Source organism: Halogranum roseipondis (assembly GCF_059695585.1).
In genome coordinates this window covers 2,280,496-2,302,256 of sequence record NZ_CM185235.1, presented here as the reverse complement: position 1 = coordinate 2,302,256, position 21,761 = coordinate 2,280,496, and the positions used below count along the sequence as shown (strand labels likewise).

The 21,761-nt window shown below is 67.5% G+C and carries 24 protein-coding genes and 2 tRNA genes; 15 read left to right on the top strand and 11 right to left on the bottom strand.

Annotated elements, in window-relative coordinates; all coding sequences use genetic code 11:
• Positions 1-203 precede the first annotated feature (203 nt).
• Together EOHIBHHM_RS11985 and EOHIBHHM_RS11980 are read left to right on the top strand one after the other, a co-directional pair.
• Positions 204-274: transfer RNA gene (locus EOHIBHHM_RS11985), tRNA-Gly, on the top strand.
• A gap of 18 nt (positions 275-292) precedes the next feature.
• Positions 293-363 (top strand) — tRNA-Gly (locus tag EOHIBHHM_RS11980).
• A 418-nt stretch (positions 364-781) separates the two neighbouring features.
• On the opposite strand, the gene EOHIBHHM_RS11975 is transcribed toward EOHIBHHM_RS11980, so the two are convergent.
• Complete coding sequence (locus EOHIBHHM_RS11975; protein WP_497250855.1) at positions 782-1,075, bottom strand: hypothetical protein; 294 nt, start codon at positions 1,073-1,075, stop codon at positions 782-784.
• 55 nt (positions 1,076-1,130) lie between these two features.
• On the bottom strand, positions 1,131-2,204 hold the full coding sequence (locus EOHIBHHM_RS11970) for a YhjD/YihY/BrkB family envelope integrity protein (RefSeq protein ID WP_497250853.1): 1,074 nt from the start codon (positions 2,202-2,204) through the stop codon (positions 1,131-1,133).
• Between the two features lie 201 nt (positions 2,205-2,405).
• On the opposite strand from EOHIBHHM_RS11970, the gene EOHIBHHM_RS11965 reads away from it, so the two are divergent.
• The 4 genes from EOHIBHHM_RS11965 to EOHIBHHM_RS11950 all read left to right on the top strand — a co-directional run bounded on the left by EOHIBHHM_RS11965 (position 2,406) and on the right by EOHIBHHM_RS11950 (position 5,185).
• Entirely contained in the window at positions 2,406-2,720 is a 315-nt protein-coding gene (locus EOHIBHHM_RS11965) for an MTH1187 family thiamine-binding protein (RefSeq protein WP_497250851.1), read from the top strand.
• 178 nt (positions 2,721-2,898) lie between these two features.
• Entirely contained in the window at positions 2,899-3,831 is a 933-nt protein-coding gene (gene mch, locus EOHIBHHM_RS11960; RefSeq protein ID WP_497250849.1) for a methenyltetrahydromethanopterin cyclohydrolase, read from the top strand.
• The gene (locus EOHIBHHM_RS11955; protein WP_497250847.1) at positions 3,828-4,322 is read left to right on the top strand and encodes a double winged helix-containing putative transcriptional regulator; all 495 of its coding nucleotides are present in this window, start codon (positions 3,828-3,830) and stop codon (positions 4,320-4,322) included. The genes mch and EOHIBHHM_RS11955 overlap by 4 nt, the downstream gene beginning before the upstream one ends.
• A gap of 140 nt (positions 4,323-4,462) precedes the next feature.
• Positions 4,463-5,185 (top strand): P-loop NTPase, encoded by a 723-nt coding sequence (locus tag EOHIBHHM_RS11950; RefSeq protein WP_497250845.1) that lies wholly within the window; start codon positions 4,463-4,465, stop codon positions 5,183-5,185.
• 60 nt (positions 5,186-5,245) lie between these two features.
• Here EOHIBHHM_RS11950 and EOHIBHHM_RS11945 read toward each other — a convergent pair whose 3' ends face one another.
• Entirely contained in the window at positions 5,246-6,856 is a 1,611-nt protein-coding gene (locus tag EOHIBHHM_RS11945; protein ID WP_497250843.1) for a GTPBP1 family GTP-binding protein, read from the bottom strand.
• A gap of 137 nt (positions 6,857-6,993) precedes the next feature.
• A complete protein-coding gene (locus tag EOHIBHHM_RS11940; protein ID WP_497250841.1) occupies positions 6,994-7,500 on the bottom strand; it encodes a J domain-containing protein in 507 nt (168 codons plus the stop codon).
• Between the two features lie 132 nt (positions 7,501-7,632).
• Here EOHIBHHM_RS11940 and EOHIBHHM_RS11935 point away from each other — a divergent pair, with 132 nt between their 5' ends.
• Both EOHIBHHM_RS11935 and EOHIBHHM_RS11930 read left to right on the top strand, forming a co-directional pair.
• On the top strand, positions 7,633-7,848 hold the full coding sequence (locus tag EOHIBHHM_RS11935; RefSeq protein ID WP_497250839.1) for a hypothetical protein: 216 nt from the start codon (positions 7,633-7,635) through the stop codon (positions 7,846-7,848).
• 75 nt (positions 7,849-7,923) lie between these two features.
• A complete protein-coding gene (locus EOHIBHHM_RS11930) occupies positions 7,924-8,052 on the top strand; it encodes a C2H2-type zinc finger protein (protein ID WP_497250837.1) in 129 nt (42 codons plus the stop codon).
• 12 nt (positions 8,053-8,064) lie between these two features.
• On the opposite strand, the gene pyrF is transcribed toward EOHIBHHM_RS11930, so the two are convergent.
• Entirely contained in the window at positions 8,065-8,862 is a 798-nt protein-coding gene (gene pyrF / locus EOHIBHHM_RS11925; protein ID WP_497250835.1) for an orotidine-5'-phosphate decarboxylase, read from the bottom strand.
• Between the two features lie 135 nt (positions 8,863-8,997).
• Between pyrF and EOHIBHHM_RS11920 the strand changes: the two genes are divergently transcribed.
• On the top strand, positions 8,998-9,894 hold the full coding sequence (locus EOHIBHHM_RS11920) for a winged helix-turn-helix domain-containing protein (protein WP_497250833.1): 897 nt from the start codon (positions 8,998-9,000) through the stop codon (positions 9,892-9,894).
• A gap of 102 nt (positions 9,895-9,996) precedes the next feature.
• On the top strand, positions 9,997-10,806 hold the full coding sequence (locus tag EOHIBHHM_RS11915; RefSeq protein ID WP_497250831.1) for a formate/nitrite transporter family protein: 810 nt from the start codon (positions 9,997-9,999) through the stop codon (positions 10,804-10,806).
• Positions 10,807-10,819: 13 nt separating this feature from the next.
• Here the strand turns inward: EOHIBHHM_RS11915 and nadC are convergent, their stop codons facing one another.
• From nadC to EOHIBHHM_RS11895, 4 genes are all read right to left on the bottom strand, one after another.
• Positions 10,820-11,641 (bottom strand): carboxylating nicotinate-nucleotide diphosphorylase, encoded by an 822-nt coding sequence (gene nadC, locus EOHIBHHM_RS11910; RefSeq protein WP_497250829.1) that lies wholly within the window; start codon positions 11,639-11,641, stop codon positions 10,820-10,822.
• Positions 11,628-13,208 carry an L-aspartate oxidase gene (locus EOHIBHHM_RS11905; RefSeq protein ID WP_497250827.1) on the bottom strand — a complete coding sequence of 527 codons (1,581 nt, stop codon included), beginning with the start codon at positions 13,206-13,208 and terminating at the stop codon, positions 11,628-11,630. The genes nadC and EOHIBHHM_RS11905 overlap by 14 nt, the downstream gene beginning before the upstream one ends.
• Positions 13,205-14,335: a quinolinate synthase NadA gene (gene nadA / locus EOHIBHHM_RS11900; RefSeq protein WP_497250825.1), complete on the bottom strand. Its 1,131-nt coding sequence runs from the start codon at positions 14,333-14,335 to the stop codon at positions 13,205-13,207. Before nadA ends, EOHIBHHM_RS11905 begins: the two co-directional genes overlap by 4 nt.
• A 181-nt stretch (positions 14,336-14,516) precedes the next feature.
• A complete protein-coding gene (locus EOHIBHHM_RS11895; RefSeq protein WP_497250823.1) occupies positions 14,517-16,064 on the bottom strand; it encodes an amidohydrolase in 1,548 nt (515 codons plus the stop codon).
• A gap of 90 nt (positions 16,065-16,154) precedes the next feature.
• Here EOHIBHHM_RS11895 and hmgA point away from each other — a divergent pair, with 90 nt between their 5' ends.
• Positions 16,155-17,366 carry a hydroxymethylglutaryl-CoA reductase (NADPH) gene (hmgA, locus tag EOHIBHHM_RS11890; protein WP_497250821.1) on the top strand — a complete coding sequence of 404 codons (1,212 nt, stop codon included), beginning with the start codon at positions 16,155-16,157 and terminating at the stop codon, positions 17,364-17,366.
• A 214-nt stretch (positions 17,367-17,580) separates the two neighbouring features.
• Entirely contained in the window at positions 17,581-17,715 is a 135-nt protein-coding gene (locus EOHIBHHM_RS11885) for a hypothetical protein (RefSeq protein WP_497250819.1), read from the top strand.
• A 10-nt stretch (positions 17,716-17,725) separates the two neighbouring features.
• On the opposite strand, the gene EOHIBHHM_RS11880 is transcribed toward EOHIBHHM_RS11885, so the two are convergent.
• On the bottom strand, positions 17,726-18,256 hold the full coding sequence (locus EOHIBHHM_RS11880) for a DUF5817 family protein (RefSeq protein WP_497250817.1): 531 nt from the start codon (positions 18,254-18,256) through the stop codon (positions 17,726-17,728).
• Between the two features lie 157 nt (positions 18,257-18,413).
• Here EOHIBHHM_RS11880 and EOHIBHHM_RS11875 point away from each other — a divergent pair, with 157 nt between their 5' ends.
• Entirely contained in the window at positions 18,414-19,154 is a 741-nt protein-coding gene (locus EOHIBHHM_RS11875) for a YihY/virulence factor BrkB family protein (protein WP_497250815.1), read from the top strand.
• 22 nt (positions 19,155-19,176) lie between these two features.
• On the opposite strand, the gene EOHIBHHM_RS11870 is transcribed toward EOHIBHHM_RS11875, so the two are convergent.
• A complete protein-coding gene (locus tag EOHIBHHM_RS11870) occupies positions 19,177-19,845 on the bottom strand; it encodes a hypothetical protein (protein WP_497250813.1) in 669 nt (222 codons plus the stop codon).
• Between the two features lie 145 nt (positions 19,846-19,990).
• Between EOHIBHHM_RS11870 and EOHIBHHM_RS11865 the strand changes: the two genes are divergently transcribed.
• On the top strand, positions 19,991-20,335 hold the full coding sequence (locus tag EOHIBHHM_RS11865) for a cupin domain-containing protein (protein WP_497250811.1): 345 nt from the start codon (positions 19,991-19,993) through the stop codon (positions 20,333-20,335).
• A 113-nt stretch (positions 20,336-20,448) separates the two neighbouring features.
• Complete coding sequence (locus EOHIBHHM_RS11860) at positions 20,449-21,681, top strand: ABC transporter substrate-binding protein (protein WP_497250809.1); 1,233 nt, start codon at positions 20,449-20,451, stop codon at positions 21,679-21,681.
• The last annotated feature ends 80 nt before the right edge of the window (positions 21,682-21,761 follow it).

The window sequence follows — 21,761 nt, the reverse complement described above, 5'->3', positions numbered from 1 at the left end:
GCGATTGTACCGGAGCCTCCCCTAAAAGGGTAGCGAATGTAATTCGGAGTTGCGAGGCCGTCACATGCGCTTTCGTGGGGGTTTCGTGTGGAAGTGTCTCGTGCGAAAAACACTCACGCCGACCGCCCGTTCTAGGGGATTCCGGAACCCTTAATAAGTAATCTCGAGTTAGATGTAACTGTAGCACGACGCGGGACGGACGTGCACTGATAGTGTAGTGGTATCACGTGACCTTGCCATGGTCACAACCTGGGTTCAAATCCCAGTCAGTGCACTCCAACACCGCCTGCCTGCACTGATAGTGTAGTGGTATCACGTGACCTTGCCATGGTCACAACCTGGGTTCAAATCCCAGTCAGTGCACTTCTCCGAATCCAACACGACCCAGCACCGAGCTCGTCTCGGCGCAACGTCGCTGGTGCGGTGTGTGCGGTACACTGAGATATGAACCAGAGAGTGGAGCGAAGCGGAACGACCCTGGTTCAAATCCCAGTCAGTGCATTTTCCCGATTCTAACTCACGAGCGGCGCGTTTCAGCGCGCCGTGACTTAGTGAATCAGTGAAAATCGAGACGCTGGGATTTGAATCAGGGAACGGAGCGAAGCGGAGTGACCGTGGTTCACATCCCAGTCAGTGCAGTGCTCTCGGTTCCGGATCGCCGGAACGACTCTCGTCTCATGTCCGTCTTTCCCACACGCGCGACGCACGCGAACAAATTAAAACGAGTCGACTCGGCGAACAGGCCGAGAGAACGCCGGGCCGACGACCCCCTCCCACTCGTTCACTCGTCGCCGTCGACGTCGGTCGCGTCGGCGTCGAGGCCGAACGAGAGGGTGTCGGCCGTCTCGATGCGCTCGATCCCGTCGAGGTCACAGAGTTCGTCGACCGCTGCCTCGGGAAGCGTCACGAGGGACGCGGAGAAGCCGAGGTCGCGGTCGACCGACCCGTCGAGTTCCTCGACCGTCGATACGAGCACGTCGGAGCGGTCGTCGTCGTGAAGTTCGACCACGAGCGACACCGACTCCTCCGCCACGGGGTCCTCGCGGATGCGCCGGACCGGATGTGAGAGGTACATAGCGGTGAGAGACGGGCGGGCGAGAAAAAGCCGCGGTCTCGGTGTCGTGGACGCCTCACTCGACCGGGTCGCTGGCGGCGGCCCGGTCGGCGGCGTCGGTGTCGCGCGTCGACCACCGGAGTTCGAGCCCCACCGTCCCGTCGACCAACCCCAGCCGCGACGACTCGGTGTCCGTCTCGTAGCGATGCGGCGGTGGGAGCGTCACCGACTGGTCGCCGACGCTGACGACGACCGCTTCGTCGGTGTCGAACAGACGTTTCAGCTCGGTGAGCGAGTCGACCACCTCGTGTCGCGTCGGCCGGTCGCGGTCGTGTGCCGGTCTGACGCCGCCGACGACCGGTTCGATGTTGACGTCTGCGCTCCGGTTCGAGAGGACGGCGTTGACGACCGCGCCGAGGAGAATGACGAGGCCGCTGAAGTAGAGCCAGGTGAGGAGGACGAGGATACCGCCCACGACGCTCTTGTCACCACTCTGTGCGTAGAGGGTAAACAGCGTCTCGAAGGTGACGAGTCCGACCGCCGCGAACAGCGTCCCGGGGAGCACCTCGACGACACCGACGTCGGTGTCCGGAAAGATGTAGTACATCGGAAAGAACGTGACGGCGAGTCCGGCGACGAGTACGGCCCGCGAGAGCGTCCACGCGAGGAGTCCGTCGTCGCCGAGAGGGACGACCGACTGGACGACGACGGCGGTGACGATGGCGACGGCGAACGTGACGAGGACGATGAGGCCGTCCGAGAGTTGGTCGCCGAACGTGTTGGCCGTCTCCGTCTCGTAGATGTCCGAGAAGGCCGTATCGAGCCCGCGGAAGATACGCAGCGTCCCCCAGACGAGCACGAGTCCGCCGACGATGGTCACTCCCGTCGACCCGCCTGCCGTCTGCAGTTCCGTGACGAGCAACTGCTGTGCGCCCGGCGTGAGCACGGCTTCGATGAGCGTGATGAACCCCTCCTCAAGCGAGCGGCTGCCCGTCGCGGAGATGGCCGCCAACAGAAGGAACAACAGCGGCAACAGCGAGACGAACGCGTGGTAGGCGATGCTGCCGGCGAGGAACGTGATCTTCTCGGCGCGAATCTCCGTGACGATGGCTCTCCCCACCGTCAGGCCGCGCTCGACGCGTGTGTTCATCGACCCTCGTCTAACACGGCTGACGAGAAAAGTGCGTGGGGACAGCGCCGTCGCTGGAGGTCGGGCGTGGTCCGTCGCCAGCGTGTCGGTCGTAGTCCGTCGTCAGCGTGTTGAGCGTGGGCCGTCGCCAGCGTGTCACTCGTGGGCCGTCGCTCGTGGACGACCCCGACAGTTAGGCGGTCGGGCGTCGTACGGGGACGTATGACAGTCATCGCACTCCTGAGTGTCGCTCCCGTCGTCGAGGGCAGCATGTCCGAAGAGGTCGCCAAGGCGATCGCCGCGCTCGACGACTTCGACGTCGCCTACGAGACGAACCCGATGGGGACGGTCGTCGAAGCCGACGACGTCGACACCCTCCTCGCAGCAGTCGGGGCCGCACACAAGGCCGTCGACGGCGACCGCGTGAGCACGTTCCTGAAGATCGACGACAAGCGAACCAGCGACGGGACTGCCCGCGAGAAGGTCGACGCCGTCGAGTCGCATCTGGGCCGCCCGGCGAAGCGAGAACGCGAGTAGACTGCGGCGTCGGCCCGAGCGTCGAACTCGACCCCCCGAGTACGGCCGGCTGTGGGTGGCATTCGACGGGTCGACCTCGGTCGCGTCGTCGAGCAGGCGGGGTACGAGATCCACTAGACACTCCTCGGCGCTTCGCCGACTGACAAACCCTAAGGGCGAAACCGCCGAATCCGTCGGTATGGACAGCATCAACCGGATGGCCATCGAACTCGTCGACGAGGCGCTGGACTTCGCCGACGAACTCAACATCGCAGCCTACGAGCTCGACTCGGGGGCGACGGTGCTCGACTTCGGCGTCGAGGCCGACGGCGGGATGGAGGCGGGGCTGTTGCTCGCTGAGATCCAGACCGCCGGACTGGCGACCGTCCAGACGCGGATGGACGAAGTCGACGGCGCGCCGCTGCCGTACGTCGAACTGTCGAGCGACCACCCCGGCATCGCGCTGCTCGGGTCACAGAAGGCCGGCTGGGAGTTGGAGTTCGACGACTTCGACGGGCTCGGCAGCGGTCCGGCCCGCGCGCTCGTCGGTCAGGAGACCGACTTCGAGCGACTCGGCTACTACGACGAGTTCGACCTGACCGTCCTCGCCGTCGAGTCGGTCGAACTGCCCGACGACGAGGTCGCAGAACACGTCGCCGACCTCGCGGGGATCAACCCCGAGGCGGTGTTCCTGCCGACGTTCCCGGCCGGGAGCATGGTCGGGAGCGTCACCACGGCCGCCCGTGCGGCGGAGCTCGCCGTCTTCCGGCTGATGGAACTCGGCTACGACCCGCTCGACGTCGTCTCTGCCTCGGGGACGGCACCCGTCGCCCCCGTCAGCTACGACGAGGGCGTCGCCATGGGCCGGACGAACGACGCGCTCGCCTACGGCGGGCAGGTCTACCTGCACGTCCGCGAGGACTTCGACCGCTTCGACGAGATCGTCTCGACCGCTGCCGACGACTACGGGACGTCGTTCTACGAGATCTTCGAGGACGCCGACTGGGACTTCTACGAGGTGCCGGAGACGGTGTTCGCCCCCGCGCAGGTCACCGTCGACGTCGCGAACGGGCCGACCTACGTCCACGGCGAGACCGACGAGACGCTCGTCGCCGACTCGTTCGGTCTGTGAAGTTCAAACTGGTCCCGCCCGCCCCGGACGACCTCGCCGTCGTCGCCGACGCCCAGCGCGCCGTCCCGCTGGTGCCGGGGTCAGAGGACGACTGCTGTGCCCGCCTCATGCGTCGACTCGACCTCCCGAGTCGGGACGTCGCGCGGACCTGGCTCACGTTCCTCCGGGCGCTCGAACTCGCCGAGGAGACGCCGTCGGGGTTCAGACGCCTCCGGGTCGACCCCGCCGAGACGCGGCTCCGCGAGACGTTCCGACGGCGAGTGTTCGGTGCCGAGGAGATCGTGACGACGCTCGCGGCGGCCGACCGGCCGCTGACGGTCGACGACCTCTTCGAGACGTTCGCTGAGCGCGTCCCGGTCTGGGAACACCACAAGAACCCCACCGAGTGGGAGGACGTCTGGCGCGACCGCGTCGGCGAGATCCTCGAGTGGCTCGTCCTCCTGGGGGCCGCAGAGCGGACGGACGGCGGCTACGTCCCGGCGGCGGAGTGACAGCTGACGCCCCGGCCAACGCACATATCAGAAACGTTTAAATCGGCACAGTTAGGTGCGACAACTGGCGTACTCGTGACACGGACGAACAGTAGTATGACCCCGGAGGCGAGCGTATCGGAGCGGAGAGGTGAGAGCCGGTGACCGACGGCCGGAGCGTCGCCGTCGCCAGCCTGAAAGGTGGTGTCGGGAAGACGACAGTCTGTCTCGGTCTCGCGGCCGCGCTCGTCTCGCTCGACCGCTCGGTCGCCGTCGTCGACGCCGACGTCGCGACGCCCGACGTCGCCGACAGTCTCCAACTCGACGTGGAGAACCGGCCGACGCTCGACGACGTGTTCGCCGGCGAGGCGACGGTGTTCGACGCCGTCGCGGCCACCCCCTACGGGTACGACGTGCTTCCGATCTCGGACCCGCGGCGGGCCGCCGCCGGCGATGTCGACGCACTCCCTCGACTCGTCGACGTGCTCCGACACCGCTACGACCTCGTCTTCGTCGACTCGCCGCCGGCGATGGGGTACGGCGCCTCGCAGGCGTTCGGCGCGGTCGACGAGGCGATGCTGGTGACCAGTCCGCGACTCCCGGCCGTCCACGGCGCACGGCGGACGGCCGAGACGCTCCGGCGATACAGCGTTCGCTCCTGTGGCCTCGTCGTCAGTCGGACGGGGTCGGGAAACCACCCGAGCACCGAGCGAATCGCCGAGTTCGTCGGCGCACCGTTGCTCGGAGCGATCCCCGACGACGACGCGGTCCCGCTCGCGACCGACGCGGGGAAACCGGTTGTCGTCGACGCACCCGAGAGCGAGGCGGCGGCGGCGTTCCGCGACGTCGCCACCGCGTTCGTGGCGACCGCTCGGCGGGAGTGAGCGGCGCGAAACGGTGAGTGTGAATCGACGGCTGGCGCGAGACGACCCCGACCGTTCCACTCAGTCGCGGTCGACCCTCGTCACCGTCCCGACGCCCTTGCTCTGTCCCTCGCGGAAGACGAACCGCTGGCCCTCCTCGACGCAGTAGGGACGGAACTTGAACTCGACGCGAGCGTGGCCGGTGTCGCCCGGTAGGAGCTGTCCGTCCTCGGGATAGAAGACGGCTGCCTCGCTGACGGTCTCGAGGTGGATGACCGGTTCGTACCCCGCTCCGATTCGCGTCGGGTGGTTGAGCACCATCACGTCGGCCTCGAACGACCGGGTCGCGACGGGGTCGGTCTCGGGGTCGACCAGCACCATCCCGCGGTCGATCTCTCGCTCCTTGACGCCTTTGAGCGCGATGCCGACGATGCGGCCCGCCTTCGCGCGGTCGACGCGGTGGTAGTGCATCTCGATGGAGCGGACCTCCACCTCGCGGAACTCCCCGTCCTGCATCGGACCCAGGAGGAGCGTGTCGCCGGCCTCGACGCTCCCGGAGGTGACCGTCCCGGAGGCGACGGCGCCGACGCCCGTCACGCTGTAGGTCCGGTCGATGTACAGCCGGAACTGCCCGCCCTCGTCGCTGGTCTTCGGCAGTTGCTCGAACAGCTGGTCGAGCGTATCGAGCCCCTGCATCGTGACGGCGCTGGTCTGGACGATGGGGACGACGGCGGAGCTGATCTCGTCGACCGCCGCGTCGACGCCGTGGCGTTCGACGAGCAGCGGCGTCTTCCCCACGTCGCGCAGGAGGCGCTCGACCTCGCGTTCGACCTCCGACACGCGCTCTTCGCTGACGGCGTCGACCTTCGTCAGCGCGACGACGGTGGGCAGTTCGGTCGCGAGCAAGATGCCGAGATGTTCGCGTGTCGTCCGGGTCGGTCCGTCGTCGGCGGCGACGACGAGCAGGCCGTAGTCGAGCTTCTGGCCGACGAGGCCGCGGATCGTCGTCCGAAGCCACGGTTCGTGGCCGACGGTGTCGACGAAGGAGATCAGCCGGTCGGCCGTCTCGACGACCTGCGCCCGGTCGGTTCGGCGGTGCGGGTTGTCCATGTGGACCGGGCCGTCGCCGTCGAAGCCGTAGACGGCGTAGGAGAGGTCCGCCGAGAGGCCGCGTTCGACCTCGTGCGGTTGGACGTCGAGGAACCCCCGGGTGCCGCCGTTGCCGTCGTCGGGCTGGCCCGTGACGAGCGATCCGACGAGCGTGCTCTTGCCGTGGTCGACGTGACCGGCGGTGCCGACGATGATGTGGTTGTCGTCGGATTCGAGGTACGCACCCTCCCGAATCGTGGCGATGCCGACGATGCCGCGTTTGGCGTCGTCGCCGACGCCCCACGTCTCGACGTCGTCGATGTGGGCACCGGCCTCCTCGGCCAGGAGCGACAGGACGTCCATCGTCTCGGAGAAGGCGTCGGGCGAGATGCCGGCGATGCCGCCGTCGTCGGTGACGCCGACCACGTACGTGGCTTCGCCGTCGCCGGACAGTACACGGTGTCGCAGTTGGGCGGCGAGGCTCTCCATTCTGCCGTCGGCGAGGTGGAGGTCGCGAGAGAGGCGCTCTTTGAACTCGATGTTTCCGCCTTCCTCTTCGCCGCGCTCGAGGGCCTCGTGTAGGGCGGCCCGGTCCGCGCTCATGGACGGGGTTAGGTAACCGCTTCATATAGCCCTTTTCGTGTTGTGAATACCCATACCACAATAGGGCTCGGGTGTGTACGCGTCGCTCCGGAGTTGCGGACGTCGGATGTCACGAGAAGGAGTGGCGTCTCGGTCGGTCAGTCGGTTAGCGTCTCGTACGCTCGGTTGACGCGCTTGAACGCCTCCTCGCTTCCGTCTTCGGTGTCCGGATGGACCTCCTTCACCTTCGAGCGGTAGGCGCGTTTGACCTCCTCGGCGGTGGCGCTGGCGTCGAGTCCGAGCGCCCGGTACGCCTCCGCTCGGGAGGGGCCGGCTGTCGTCCTCGGCGCGCGACCCGTCTGCCGTCGCTCGCGTGCATCGTCGGCGGTCGCCCGTCGGTAGTTCTCCCGGACGTTCTCGCGACGCGCACCCGCTCCGAAGCCGGCGAAGCGCTCGCGCTCGTTCGGCCGCTCCTGTCGAACCCGACGGCGGGTGCGGTCGTCGAGCCGACCGCTGGCCTGGACCCACATGAAGTAGGCGGTGGCTCCGAACGCGAGGGCCAACACGAGGAGGAACGGCTGGTAGACGAGTCCGAGCACCGCCACGAGGACGGCGAGCCCTGCGAACACCGAGGCGAGCGCCATCACGAGCTGGTCGCGGTCCACACTCTGGCTATGGAGTCCACCGTTGTAAGGTTCTCGTCGGCGGCGACGGAACCGTCCGTGCCACCGCGCCGGCGACGTCGTCGCGGCGGGCCGGCCTCAGCGCTCAAGAGGCTGTGTCGCGAACGGCTGTGTATGAGTCTCAGTGGTCTCTGCCAGGTGTGTGAGTCGACGACCGCCGAGCACGCGTGCGACCAGTGCGGGACACAGGTGTGCGACGAACACTTCGACCGGACACAGGGCATCTGCGTCCGGTGTGCGTCAGTCCGCGACGAGGGCGGCGTCGACGAGCGCGAGAAACCCTCGGGGACGGGCCACGACGACACCGGGCCCGGGACGGGGATGCGCTGACGAGCGGCCAGACCGGCGTCCACGTCACGACACTCGACACGCAACGCTATCCCTCCCGCGTGCGTCTCTAGATACATGAACACCGTCCCGGAGACGACGAGCGACCTACGATCCGACGACTACCGGTGTGAGGTCTGCGGCCGAACGTTCCGAACGGAGGCTGCGCTCCTCGACCACGTCAACTCGGTCGGGTTGGTCTACTGACCGAACCGTCGCTCACCGGAACTGGTTCAGCCGTCGCTTGAGCCGACGGGCCGCCTGACCCGCCGCTCTGTCGAACGTCTCGCCCTCGCCCGCGAAGATGATCCCCCGCGAGGAGTTGACAAGCCCGACGCCCTCGGCGAGGCCGAACTCGACGGCCGCCTCGGCGTCGCCACCCTGTGCACCGACGCCGGGGACGAGAAACGGCAGCTCCGGCACCTGCTCGCGGATCGCCTCCAGCTCCTCGGGTGCTGTTGCACCGACGACCAGCCCGACGTTGCCGTGCTGGTTCCAGAGGTCTGCGAGCGCGGCGACCCGTTCGTAGATCCGCTCGCCCGAAGCGAGTTCGAGGTCCTGGAGATCCTCACCGCCTGGGTTCGAGGTCCGACAGAGGACGAACACGCCCTTGTCCTCTCGGTCGAGGAACGGCTGCAGCGAGTCGCGACCCATGTACGGGTTGACCGTGACGGCGTCGACGTGGTCGAGCAGTTTGGCGTACTGTCGCGTCGTGTTGCCGATGTCGGCACGCTTGGCGTCGAGGAGGACGGGGACGTCCTTCCCGTGGGCGTAGGCGATCGTCTCCCGGAGCGACCGCCAGCCGTCTGCGTCCTCGTAGAACGCCGCGTTCGGTTTGTAGCAGGCGGCGTGTTCGTGCGTGGCGTCGATGATGCGACGGTTGAACGCCCACTGCGGCAGCTCCTCGTCCCGGAGGTGTTCGGGGATTCGACTCGGGTCGGCGTCGAGACCGACCGAGACGACGCTGTCGACGCGCTCGATGCGGTCGTCGAGGCGGTCGAAGAAGTTCGAAGCCATTTATCGGGTCTCTCGGTCGAGGGGACTAAACGTTCTCCTTTCGGCCGGGTCGGAGCGTCGATGGGGTGAGTCACCTGTCGTTCGCCGCGCCGACCGACCGAACGATTTAGTGGTTCGACAGGAAACTGAACGGGTATGAGTCAACCGGCCGAGAGCGACCTACAGGAGGCGACCACCGAGCAGTCGAGCATCGCTCCGGCGGAGGCGTTCGCCCTCCTCGGCAACGACACCCGGATCGAGATCCTCCAGGCGCTGCTCGACGCCGGCGGCGACGACGCGCCCGTCGCCTTCTCGGATCTCTACGCCCGCGTCGACATCGACGACAGCGCCCACTTCAACTACCACCTGAAGAAGCTCACCGACCACTTCGTTCGGAAGACGGAGGAGGGGTATCGCTTCCAGTACCCCGGTCGGAAAGTCGTTCGGGCGGTGTTCGCCGGCACGTTCACCGACCACGCCGAACTCGACCCGTTCCCCGCACCGGGGTCGTGTTACGACTGCGAGGGCGACCTGCAGGCGTGGTACGCCGCCGAACATCTCACCATCGAGTGCGTCGACTGCGGCCGGAGCCACCTCAGCTACTCGTTCCCGCCGGGCGGCCTCGAAGACCGGACGCCGGAGGAGCTGCTCGACGCCTTCCACCACCACGTCCGACACCACTACTGTCTCGCCGCCGACGGCGTCTGTCCGGAGTGTATGGGGAAGATGGAGACGACGCTCGGACGCGACTGTGAGCTGCCTGGGTTGGAACTCCGCGTCGACCACGTCTGCACGCGGTGTCGGAACCACCTCTACTCCGCGGTCGGGGTGAACCTGCTGGACAACGCCGACGTGTTGACGTTCCACGCCAACCGCGGCGTCGACCTCAGCACCCGCCCGTTCTGGACGTTCGACTGGTGTGTCAGCGACGAGCGGACGACGGTGCTCGCCGAGGAGCCGATCCGGGTCCGACTCGACATCCCCTGTGCGGACGACACCCTGTCGGTGACGCTCGACGAGACGCTGACCGTCCTGGACGTCGACCGTCCCTGACGGCGAAAACACCTACCTTTCTGGGTCGAGAATCCCACTGTATGGAACGTCGGTTCACGACGACATCGACGTCGATCGTATCGAATTTCGGGAGGTGGAGGTGTGGCCACTGAGACCGAGGAGAACCCGGCCACACAGTCGCAGGCTCACTCACACGACATCCTCGACACGCAGATCAAGGAGGGGATGAACGAACTCGATCGCGAGTCGATCGGACTCTTTCTCTCTTCGCTCTCGGCGGGACTGGACATCGGGTTCGGACCGCTCCTCATCGCGGTCGTGGTGACGGTCTCGACGGGCCAACTCTCACCGCCGGTGATCGAGATACTGATGGCGAGTGCGTACTCACTGGGGTTCCTGTTCGTCATCCTGGGACAGACAGAACTGTTCACCGAACACACGACGCTGGCGGTGTTGCCGGTGCTCGACCGACAGGCGTCGGTCGTCGACCTCGGACGACTGTGGGGACTGGTCTACGGCGGCAACATCGTCGGCGGCACCCTCTTTGCGATCTTCGTGGTTCCCATCGGCATCTCGCTCGGCGTCGCAGAGCCGAGTGCGTTCGCGGAGGTCGCCACGAAGTTGACGGACCACAGTGCGTTCACCCTGTTCGGAGCGGGCATACTCGCCGGCTGGCTGATGGGGCTGCTCTCGTGGCTCGTCACCGCGTCGAGCGACACCATCGGCACCGTGGCGGTCATCTTCATCGTCACCGGCGCCATCGGCTTCATGCATCTCCCCCACAGCATCGCCGGCAACGTCGAGGTGCTCGCCGGCCTCGTCGCCACGAACGAGGTGACGTTCGTCGACTACGGTCGGTTCCTGGTCACCTCGACTCTCGGCAACGCCGTCGGCGGGACGGTGTTCGTCGCTCTCCTGAAGTACGGTCACGTCGTCCGCGGCGGGAGCTGATCCGTTCGGTTCCTCACACCGGTCGCTCTTCGGTCCGAAACGAGTAGTCGACCGACGGAGCGCTGTGCGTCAACGCGCCCATCGAGACGACGTCGACGCCCGTCTCGGCGTACGCGGGGACGTCGGCGAGCGTGATGCCGCCGCTGGCCTCCGAGAGCACGTCGGCCGGAAGCGCGTCGACGCCGTCGGCGACCTGTTCCGGGGCCATGTTGTCGAAGAGGACGATATCCGCACCGGCCTCGACGGCCCGGACGCCGTCTTCGGGACGCTCGACCTCCACCTCGATCTTCGTAACGAACGACTTGCGGGCACGGAGCCGTGCGACCGCCTCCTCCAGTCCCAGCTCCGCGACGTGGTTGTCCTTCACCATCACGAGACCCGAGAGGTCGAGTCGATGGGTGTCGCCGCCGCCCGCGGCGACGGCCCGCTTCTCGACGCCGCGCAGTCCGGGCGTCGTCTTCCGCGTCGCCGCGATCCGCACCCCGTCTGTCACCTCGGCGGCGGCGTCGACGGCGCGACGCGTCGCCGTCGCGACGCCGGAGGCGTGCCCGACGAGGTTCACCGCGACGCGCTCGCCACGGAGGACGTCCCGTGCGGGGCCGGTCACACGGAAGACGACGTCGCCGGGGGCGACTCGACTGCCGACGTCGACCGTCCGTTCGACGTCGACGCCGAGGTAGTCGAAGACGGCGAGCGCCTCCTCCAGCCCCGCGACCACGCCGCGCTCCTTCGCGACGAGTCGCCCGTCGGTGTCGCCGGGGACGTGGTTCGTCACGTCACGGTGGCCGAGATCCTCCCGGAGCCACCGCTCGACGGTCGAGTCAGCGACGAACACGGGCCTCCTCGACGTCGTCTCGACCGTCCAGCGTGGTTCCGTCTCGCTCGCCGTCGGCGACGACGCGGTGACAGCCCGCCGAAGGGTGCTCCGCAGCCGCCCGTGCGACGAGAAGTCCGGTGACGCAGGCGTTCCGGAGCTCGTACAGCTCCCGCGACGTCCGCGTCCGTGTGTAGGCGTCGACCTCGCCTTTGAGTCGTCGGAGTCCGGCGGTCGCCCGTCGGAGACCGTCCGGCGTCCGTTCGAGACCGACGTGTTCGTCCATCAGCGTCCGTAACCGTCGGAGCTTCGCCTCGGCGAACGACGGCGGGAGCGACGGGTCGCCGTCACGGGGGAGTGGGGCTTCGACCGTCTCGACCTCGTTGCCGGCGGCCGCCTCCCCCGCGCGCAGTCCCCAGACGAGCCCTTCGAGGAGGCTGGTCGAGGCGAGGCGGTTGGCGCCGTGGACGCCGGTCCGGGCACACTCGCCGACGGCGAACAGGCGGTCGAGCGTCGTCCGTCCCCGGTCGTCGACGGCGACCCCCCCACAGAGGAAATGTTCGCTCGGCGCGACGGGGATCCCGTCGGCCGGGTCGACGCCGCGTTCGTCACACAGCGCCGCGAGATCAGGGAACTCGTCGGCGAAGTCGAACGCGGAGACGTCGAGGCGAACCTCGCCGGTCCGCGCGCGTTCGCGGGCGACGGCGCGGGCGACCACGTCGCGCGGGGCGAGTTCGGCGTCGGGGTGGACGTCGGGCATGAACCGCTCGCCCGTCGCGTTCCGGAGGACGCCACCCTCGCCGCGGACCGCCTCGCTGACGAGGAACGGGTCGTCCTCGCCGCCGTCGTCCCGGTCACCACCCCTGTCGTCCTCGCCGCCGACGTACGCGGTCGGATGGAACTGCACGTACTGCATCTCTTCAATCTCGGCACCGGCGAGCGCGGCCATCGCGACGCCGTCGCCCGTCGTCCCGCCGGGATTCGTCGACCGGCCGTAGCAGGCCCCGACGCCGCCCGTCGCGAGCACCGTCGTCCCGGCGAACACGGGTTCGGCCGACTGACCAGGGTCGCTCGACTCGAGGTACGCGCCGTAGACCCTGCCCTCGTGGGTGAGGAGATCCAACACGGCCGTGTCGTCGCGTACCGTCACGCGGTCGTGTGCCTGCAGGTGACGGAGGAACGGTCGGAGGACGTGTCGGCCGGTGCTGGCGTCGACGTGGAGGATGCGACGCGAGGAGTGGGCCGCCTCGCGCCCGAAGTCGTAGCCGTCGCCGTCGGTGTCGAACGCGACGTCGAGGGTGTCCAGGAGGACGTCGTCGACGACCTCCCGAGCGTTCGAGACGAGCACGTCGACCGCTTCCGGGTCGGCCTCGCCGTCGCTGGCGGCGATGACGTCGTCGCGGAACGACTCGGGGTCGTCTCGGGTGACGGCGATGCCGCCCTGCGCCCAGTCGGAGGCGGCGTCTTCCGGTTCGCTGGCCTTCGTGACGACGAGCACCGCCGCGCCGGCACGTGCCGCGCCGAGTGCGGCGGCACAACCGGCGATCCCGCTGCCGACGACGAGAACGTCCGCGCTCTCACGAGTCATAGCTCCAACATCCGCTCCATCGCCACGGCGGCGAGTTCCTTCTCCCGTGGTGCGACCTCGACGACGTTCCGAGGGCGACCGGCGGCGAGTTCCTCCAGAATCCACGTCAGATAGTTCGGGTCGATCTGCCGCATCGCGTTGCAGTCCATGCAGGCGTCGCCGCAGAGCGGGACGACGTCAACCTCGGGATGCCACCGCTGGAGGTGGTTCACGAGGTGGATCTCGGTGCCGACGGCCCACGTCTCGCCGGGGTCGGCGTCGGCGACGGTGTCGCAGATCTCGCTCGTCGATCCCGATCGGTCGGCAGCCTCGACGACCTCGCGGCGACACTCGGGGTGGACGACGACCCGTGCGTCGTGTTCCCGTCGGGCCTGCTCGACGTGGTCGACGCGGAACCGCTCGTGGACCTGACAGTAGCCGTCCCAGAGGATCACCTCGGCGTCGGCGACGTCCGTGACCGCTCGCCCGTCGGCGTCCCACGGGTCCCACTCGACCACGCCGTCCTCGAGGTCGAGTCGGTGGGCGGTGTTCTCGCCGAGATGTTTGTCGGGCAGAAAGAGCACGCAATCCCCGCGTTCGAACGCCCACTCGAAGGCGCGGTGGGCGTTCGAGGAGGTGCAGACCAGTCCTCCCTGCTCGGCGCAGAACGCCTTCAGGTCGGCGTAGGAGTTCATGTACGTCACCGGGACGACGTCGCGGTCGCCCGCCGCTTCCGTGAGTTCGGCCCACGCGGCGTCGACTTGGAGGGCTTCGGCCATCCCCGCCATCGGGCAGGAGGCCTCCATCGACGGCAGCAACACCGTCTGGTCGTCGTCGGTGATGATGTCGGCGCTCTCGGCCATGAACGTCACTCCGGCGAAGACGACGTACTCCGCGCTCGACTCGGCGGCGCGCTTCGAGAGTTCGTAGGAGTCGCCGACGAAGTCGGTGTACTCGACGAGTTCTCGCCGCTGGTAGTTGTGCGCGAGGACGACCACGTCGTCGCCGAGGTCGTCGCGGACGGCGCTCACGCGCTCCGTTCGTTCTCGCTCGGTCAGTTCACGATACGGGTCCGGCAGCGGCGCAAGGTTCCCGTACTTGAAGAGGCTGAGGTCGGTGTCGAGGTCGACTGTCTCTAACTTTGGCACTGGTTCTCACCTGTGTAGCTAGATGAGCCGTACGACGCACCCATTGAAAAAATTTTGTCTTCAATAGAGCTATCGTCACCAACTACTACTGAGTGGTGGCCTGGAGAAGTTAGCAGGCACTACCGAAGACACGAATCGGTGGAAATCAGTCTCTCGATCGTCGCCGTCCGTCTCGGCGACGTTACCGTCCGTCGTAGACGACGTCGCCGTCGACGACGGTCAGCGTGACGTCGATATCTGCGATCGACTCCGCGTGTTCCCACGGTGACCGATCGAGCGCGACGAGGTCGCCTCGCTTTCCGACCTCGACGGTTCCGAGTCTGTCCTCGTCGAACCCGGTGTAGGCGGCTCCGAGCGTGTAGGCCCGGAGCGCCTCGGTCACGCCGAGTCGCTGGCTCTCGGCGGGGGCGTTGACGGCGTGGTGAACGCCCAACAGCGGGTCGAGCGGCATACAGTCGCTCCCGAAGGCGAGCGGTGCGCCCGCGTCCAGCAGGGCCGGATAGCGGTTCGTCTCCGTCCGCCGGTCGCCGAGTCGGGCGGCGTAGAGTCCGTCCTCGCCGGCCCACTTCAGGAAGTTCGGCTGGACGGAGGCGACGACGCCCAGTTCTCCGAACCGGTCGACCGCCTCGTCGCTGGCGAGTTCGACGTGTTCGACCCGGTGGCGCGACTCGCCGGGGTTCTCGCAGTCCTCGTAGGCGTCGAGGACGGCGTCGATGGCCTCGTCGCCGATGGCGTGGGCGGTCAACTGAAAGCCGGCGTCGTCGGCGCGGGCGACGAGGTCGGCCAGCTCGTCGGGGTCGACGACCCACTGGCCCGTCGCCTCCGCGTCGTCGGCGTAGGGTTCCGAGAGTTTCGCCGTCCGGCCGCCGAAGCTGCCGTCGGTGTAGGTCTTGATCGCACCGGTCTGGACGAACTCGCTGCCGTGGTTCGTCCGTTCGCCCGTCTCGACGAGCGCGTCGAGGTGGTCCGCCCAGTAGTTGACCCGGACGCGGAGCGAGAGTTCGTCGGCGAGATCGAGCGCCCGGTAGACCTCCGGCGCACGGGACTTCCGAACCATGTCGTGGATGCCGACCACGCCGCGTTCGTTGGCGTACTGCTGAGCCGCCCGGACCAGTCGCTCGGTCCCCTCGGCGTCGGGTTCGATCGTCTCGTAGACCGGGTCGACGGCCTCCTCGACGACCACGCCGGTGGGGTCGCCGCCCTCGCGGTGGACGTCCGCGGCCGGCATCTCGTCGACGAGACGCTCCAGGGCGACGCCGTTGAGCGACGCGACGTGCATGTCCTCGCGGAAGGCGGCGACGGGGCGGCTGTCGCTGACGGCGTCGAGGTCCTCGCGGGTGAGATAGCGCGACTCGGTCCACGTGCTCTCGTCGTAGCCGAACCCGAGCACCCACTCGTCGCTCTCTGAACTCTCCGCCGTCTCGTCCGCTCGCGCCCGCAGCCGGTCGACGGCCTCCTCGGGGCCGGACGCCCCCGAGAGGTCGGCGTGGACGAGGTAGCGCCCCGTCGCGGTCAGGTGGGTGTGAGCGTCGACGAACCCCGGGAGGAGGACTCTCCCGTCCAGATCGACGACCTCGGTGTCGACGCCTTCGAGGAAGCGAACCTCGTACTCGGGACCGACGCGGACGATGCGCCCGTCGCGGACGGCGACGGCTTCGTGGGTCTCGTCGGGGTCGGTCAGCGTGTGGACCTCCGCGTTCGTCAGGAGGAGATCGGCGGCCTGCGTCATACTCTCGCAGGGTACGGGAGAGGGGAAAGAGGTTCGGGAAGAGGCCACAGAACCGACAGTCCTTAGCGACCGCCGCGACGACGACTCGGTATGAGCGACCCGGCAGACCTCGCAGCGAAGGTCGAGAGCGGCGACCTCCGCTTCCACGAACTCGAAGAGCACGCCGACGCCGACACGGCGGCGGCGGCCCGACGCCTCCTCGTCGAGGAGCAGTCCGGTGCCAGCCTCGACACCGTCGGTGACTACAGCTTCCCCGCCGAAGACGCCGACCACGCCATCGAGAACATGGTCGGCGCGGCGCAGATCCCGATGGGCGTCGTCGGCCCGGTCAGCGTCGACGGCGCGGCCCGCTCCGGCGAGACGTACCTCCCGCTGGCGACGACCGAGGGCGCACTCCTCGCGAGCGTCAACCGCGGCTGTTCGGTGATCGACGCCGCAGGCGGAGCGACCGCTCGCGTCACCAAGTCCGGAATGACCCGCGCGCCGGTGTTCCGCGTCGCCGACGTCGCCGAGGCCGAGGCGCTGGTCTCGTGGGTCCGTGACAACGAAGCGCAGTTGAGAGAGGCGGCCGAGGAGACGACGAACCACGGCGAACTGCTCGACGTGACGCCGTACGTCGTCGGCGACAACGTCTACCTCCGGTTTCGCTACGACACGAAAGACGCGATGGGGATGAACATGGCGACCATCGCCACCCGCGCGGCCGCCGACGTCGTCGAGGCGGAGACGGCAGCCAGCCTCGTCGCGCTCTCGGGGAACCTCTGTTCGGACAAGAAACCCGCCGCGGTCAACGCCGTCGAGGGCCGCGGCCGCAGCGTGACCGCCGACGTGCTGATCCCGCGCGAGGTCGTCGAAGACCGTCTCCACACGACGCCCGAGGCGATCGCCGAGATCAACACCCGGAAGAACCTCGTCGGCAGCGCGAAGGCAGGGAGCTTAGGGTTCAACGCCCACGTCGCCAACGTCGTCGCCGCGATGTTCCTCGCGACCGGGCAGGACGCCGCGCAGGTCGTCGAGGGGTCCAACGCCATCACGACGGCGGAAATCAAAGACGACGACTTGTACGTCTCTGTCTCGCTCGCCAGCCTCGAAGTCGGCACCGTCGGCGGTGGGACGAAACTGCCGACGCAGGCCGAAGGGCTGGACGTCGTCGGCGTCCGCGGCGGCGGCGACCCCGCCGGGGCGAACGCGGACGCGCTCGCCGAGTGCGTCGCCGTCGGCGCACTCGCCGGCGAACTGTCGCTGCTCGCCGCCCTCGGGTCGCGACATCTCTCCAGCGCCCACGAGAGTCTGGGTCGGTAGCGACGCTCGAACCGGGGTCACTTTCACTGCCGGTCGGCGACGACTTCGTAGGCTGCACCCTCGGTATCGTCGGGTCCAGCGGCACTGCCGCACGGTTCCCGTTCGCGCGCTACAGTTTCACTTTCACCGCACACGCGAGGCTCGATTTTAATTCCTGACACGTAAAACCGTAAAATGCGCTCGTCGGCGAGTACCGGCGGGCGTACCCACACCCATGTCCTGTGACTGCCCAGAGGCGTCCGACGACCTGGCCGACTCGCTCGCCTACCGATGGTTGCGAGTGCTGAAGGTCGCACTCGGGACGCTCGTGTCGCTGCTGACGGCGCTGAGACTGCTCGGCGTGCTCTGAACCGACCCGTTCAGAGCAGTCGGTAGCGGCCGCGACTCTCGCTAACCTCCCCCCGTCGTCGAAGTTTTTCGAGGAGTTCCCGGGCAGCGTCGGCCGGGACGCCGTGTTCGGCCGCGTACTCGACGACGTCCTCCTCGGTCGGTCGGTCCTGATCGCGGAGCGCGTCTGCGACGACGTCGCGTCGACTCCGCGAGGCGGACCCCGAGACGTCGCCGGCGGCCGTTATCTCGTCGATCTCGTCGGCGTCGAACCCCGACCGTTCGAGATACGCCCGGTCGTCGATGCCGGCGTCGTCCAACTGCCGTTCCATCTCGGCGACGGTGTCGATCTTCTGGAACGCCTCGTTGTCGCCCCGTTTCCCGGCGAGGATGGCGGCGCGTGCCTGCCGCGCCTCGGCGTGATTCTCGGATTCGAAGAACCGACGGAGCCTCTTCGTCTGGTGGGTCTTTCCGCAGCGAGAGCAGTTCGCCGTCTGCGCGGCGTCCGCGTCGGAGAGGAGCCAGAGGTTGCTGCAGTTGTTACAGCCGACGACCGCGTACATACGTCGACGTTCGTCCTCATCCCGTTTGAATCCCCGGACAGCGACGACGGAGACCCCTCGGATTCTCGGCAACAACGCTCTTTGAGGTGATGGACGAACGACTACGGAGTGAGACAGTGTGAGTGCGACTGAGACTGTTCGGTCGGTGATTCGAGTCGTGAGAGAACGAGACGTGACGTTCATGGCCGCGGGCGTCGCCCACTACGCGTTGGCGTCGTTCGTCCCGCTTCTCATCCTCGCACTCGCCTTGAGCACCTACTTCGGTGGCGAGGCAGTCGTCGACGCCCTGCTCCAGCGAGTCCAGTCGGTGCTCTCACAGAGCGGTCAGGAGGTACTTCGACGGGCGCTCTCCGGCAGCACGGGCCGAGCGGGTGCGAGTGTGGTCAGTCTGCTGGTCACGCTCTGGAGCGGCCTCAAGGTGTTTCGGGGGCTCTCGGTCGCCTTCTCGGAGATCTACAGCGAGCACACCTCGCCGTCGCTGCTCGAACAGATCCGCGACGGATTGGTCGTGATGGGGCTGGTCGTCCTCGCGGTCGCGTTGACCGTCGCGATGAGTGTCGCGGTGACGTACGTCCAACTGCCGTTCGGCTACCAGCGACTCGTCGGGACGCTACTGCTCCTCGCGACGCTCGCGCTGGTGTTTCTCCCCTTCTACTACGTGTTGCCGCCGGTTCCGGTGTCAGTTCGGGAGGTGCTCCCCGGGACCGTCTTCACTGCCGTGGGGTTGATCCTGTTGCAGGTGACGTTCCTCTTCTACACCCAGCAGGCCGGAAAGTACCAGGCCTACGGCCTCCTCGGGGCGATACTCCTCTTCATCACCTGGCTCTACTTCGGTGCCATCGTCATGCTCCTCGGTGGCGTTCTCAACGCGGTGCTCGGCCGTCGACCCGTCGTCTGAACGGACGGACGGTGAGCCCGGGTCAGCCGTCGAGTTCGGCCGCCGTCGTCTCCACCCCGTCGTGGACGAGTACCAGGTCGTCCGCGCTCCCGTCGGTGACCTCGAAGGAGTTGATCCGGCCGGTGTACTCGTAGACGTCGTCCAGCGTCGAGACCTGTCCGGAGACCGAGTGGAGACGGACGGTGTCGGTGTCTTCGAGGTCGGACCCCCAGACCGACCCGCTGACCGCGAGGTCGAAGCGTGTCACCGGGCCGGTGCCGCGGACTTCCAGCACGTGCGTCTCCAACTCCTCGATGGCGACTTCGTCGTCCGCGACGGTGGTCCCGTCACCCGCCGTCGGGAGTTCCTCGCCGTCGAGCGTCACCCGCACGTCGTCGGCGCTTCCCATCGTGATGGTGAACGACTCGAGGTCGCCGGTGAACCGATAGACGTCGTCGAGCGTCGAGACCTGCCCCTCGACCGCGTAGCCGTAGATCGTGTCGGTCGACTCGAGGTCGCTCCCGTACACCTCGCTCGTCGCCTCGAACTCGAAGCGGACGACGGGACCGGTCCCCTCGACGACGAGTTCGTGTTCCTCGCCGTCGGAGGCCGCCCCGACGACGCCGGCCGGGCCGCCGACCGCGGCGGCCGCCGAGAGCGTCTTCAGCACCGTTCGTCGCGAGACTGGCTGCGTCGAAGCCCGTTCGTGCATACTCCTCCCACGACCCGGGACTTGTTTATTATGCAGAAGATAAAGGCAATGAAACAGTCGTTTTGTACAACATAAGATAGCTCGTATCGGAGTGGCACAGTGACGAGAGATACGCTGATTACCCCGTGGGACGGAACACCGTGGTATGGAACGAGTCCCACTCGACTCGGTCGAACCGACGGAGGCCGTCCCGAGGGTCCACCTCGCCCAACTCGCCGTCGGCGACGAGATGAGCGTCCAGCACTTCGAGATCGGTCCCGACGAGGAGGTGCCGGTACACAGCCACCATCACGAGCAGACGGGGTACATCGTCGAGGGCGAACTCACCTTCCTCGTCGGCGACGACGGCGAGGAGGTCGTCGTCGTCCCCGGCGACTCCTACGTCATCCCGAGCGACGAATCCCACGGCGCCGAGAACCGCGGCGACGTCCCGGTGAAGGGTATCGACGTCTTCAGCCCCCCACGGACGAGCCCCGACTGGCAGGAGTAGCGCCGTCTACGCCCGCGCAACTCGCACCGGTAGTCGGCAATCGACGGTCGACGTCTGTTGTTGGCTCGCCAAAACATCGGAACCGCTTTGTGGATTTAGGCGAGCCTAAACTCATGAACGAGGACGAAGTCGAGACGACGACGCGACGCGACTATCTGAAGGGTGGCAGTGCGGTCGTCGCCGGCGGTGTACTCGCCGGCTGTCTCGGTGGCGACCGAGACACCGCATCGACGACCGGAAACTCGTCGAGCGCAACCGCCGCGACGGAGGGGTCGACGAGCGAGAGCGACACGCAGTCGCCTCACTCGGTGTCGATGTCGCCGATGGGGAACGTCGAGTTCGACGGCGTCCCCGAGAGCGCGTTCGTAATCTTCCCGCAGTACGCCGACATGGCCGTCGCCCTCGGTCACGGCGACGCGGTGAACGCCGTCTACGTCCCCGAGATGTCCGGGACGACGATGAACACCTACTACGACCGCCTCGACGGCGTCTCCTTCGACTGGGAGGGACTCCCGGACCCGCTCGCCGAGGGGATGAACAAGGAGCAGCTGTACAGTCTCGACAGCGACGTCCACTTCGTCGACCCGGCGTACGTCTCCACACAGGACGGGTGGGACGAGTCGGACCTCGACGAGGTCGCCTCGACCGTCGGGCCGTGGTTCGGCAACTTCTACAGCGGGACGAACGGCGGTGTCCCGAAAGGCTACCGCGAGAGCTACCAGTTCTACTCCCTGTGGGACGTGTTCGGGAAGGTCGCCGAAGTGTTCCGGGAACAGGCGCGCTACGAGGCGCTGAAAGCGATTCACGCGGAGACGATCTCGACCATCGAGAGCGACCTGCCGCCGAAAGAGAAGCGCCCGACGGCGGTCCGTGTGACGATGGGGCAAGAACAGTTCTACACGTACCACCTCAACGAGCCCGGCTACTGGCTGGCCGACACCCGCCCGCTCGGCGCGACCGACGCGTTCGCCGAGGAGGAGTGGCCGTCGCTGTGGGGGACCGTCGACTACGAGACGATGCTGGAGGCCGACCCCGACGTGATCCTCCACCTCTGGGGCGTCTCGCCGGGCTACTACGTCGACGGCGTCCGCGAACAGCTACGGAACCACCCCGTCGGGAGCGAACTCTCGGCGGTGCAGAACGACCGCGTCTACGCCGCCGGCATGCGCTATCAGGGGCCGATCATGAACCTGTTCCAACTGGAGATGGGCGCGAAGCAGCTCTACCCCGAGCAGTTCGGCGAGTGGCCGGGCTACGTCCGCGGCGAACCCTACCCCGAGATCCCGGCCGACGAGCAGCTGTTCGATCGCGAGCGACTGGCGAACGTCGTCGCCGGCGAGTTCTGAACGGGAGCGGGCGTCGGCTTCGAGACGAAAGAGAGAAACAGCAGAGACGTTCTGTCCGCGCGTGTTACACCGCGCGAGTT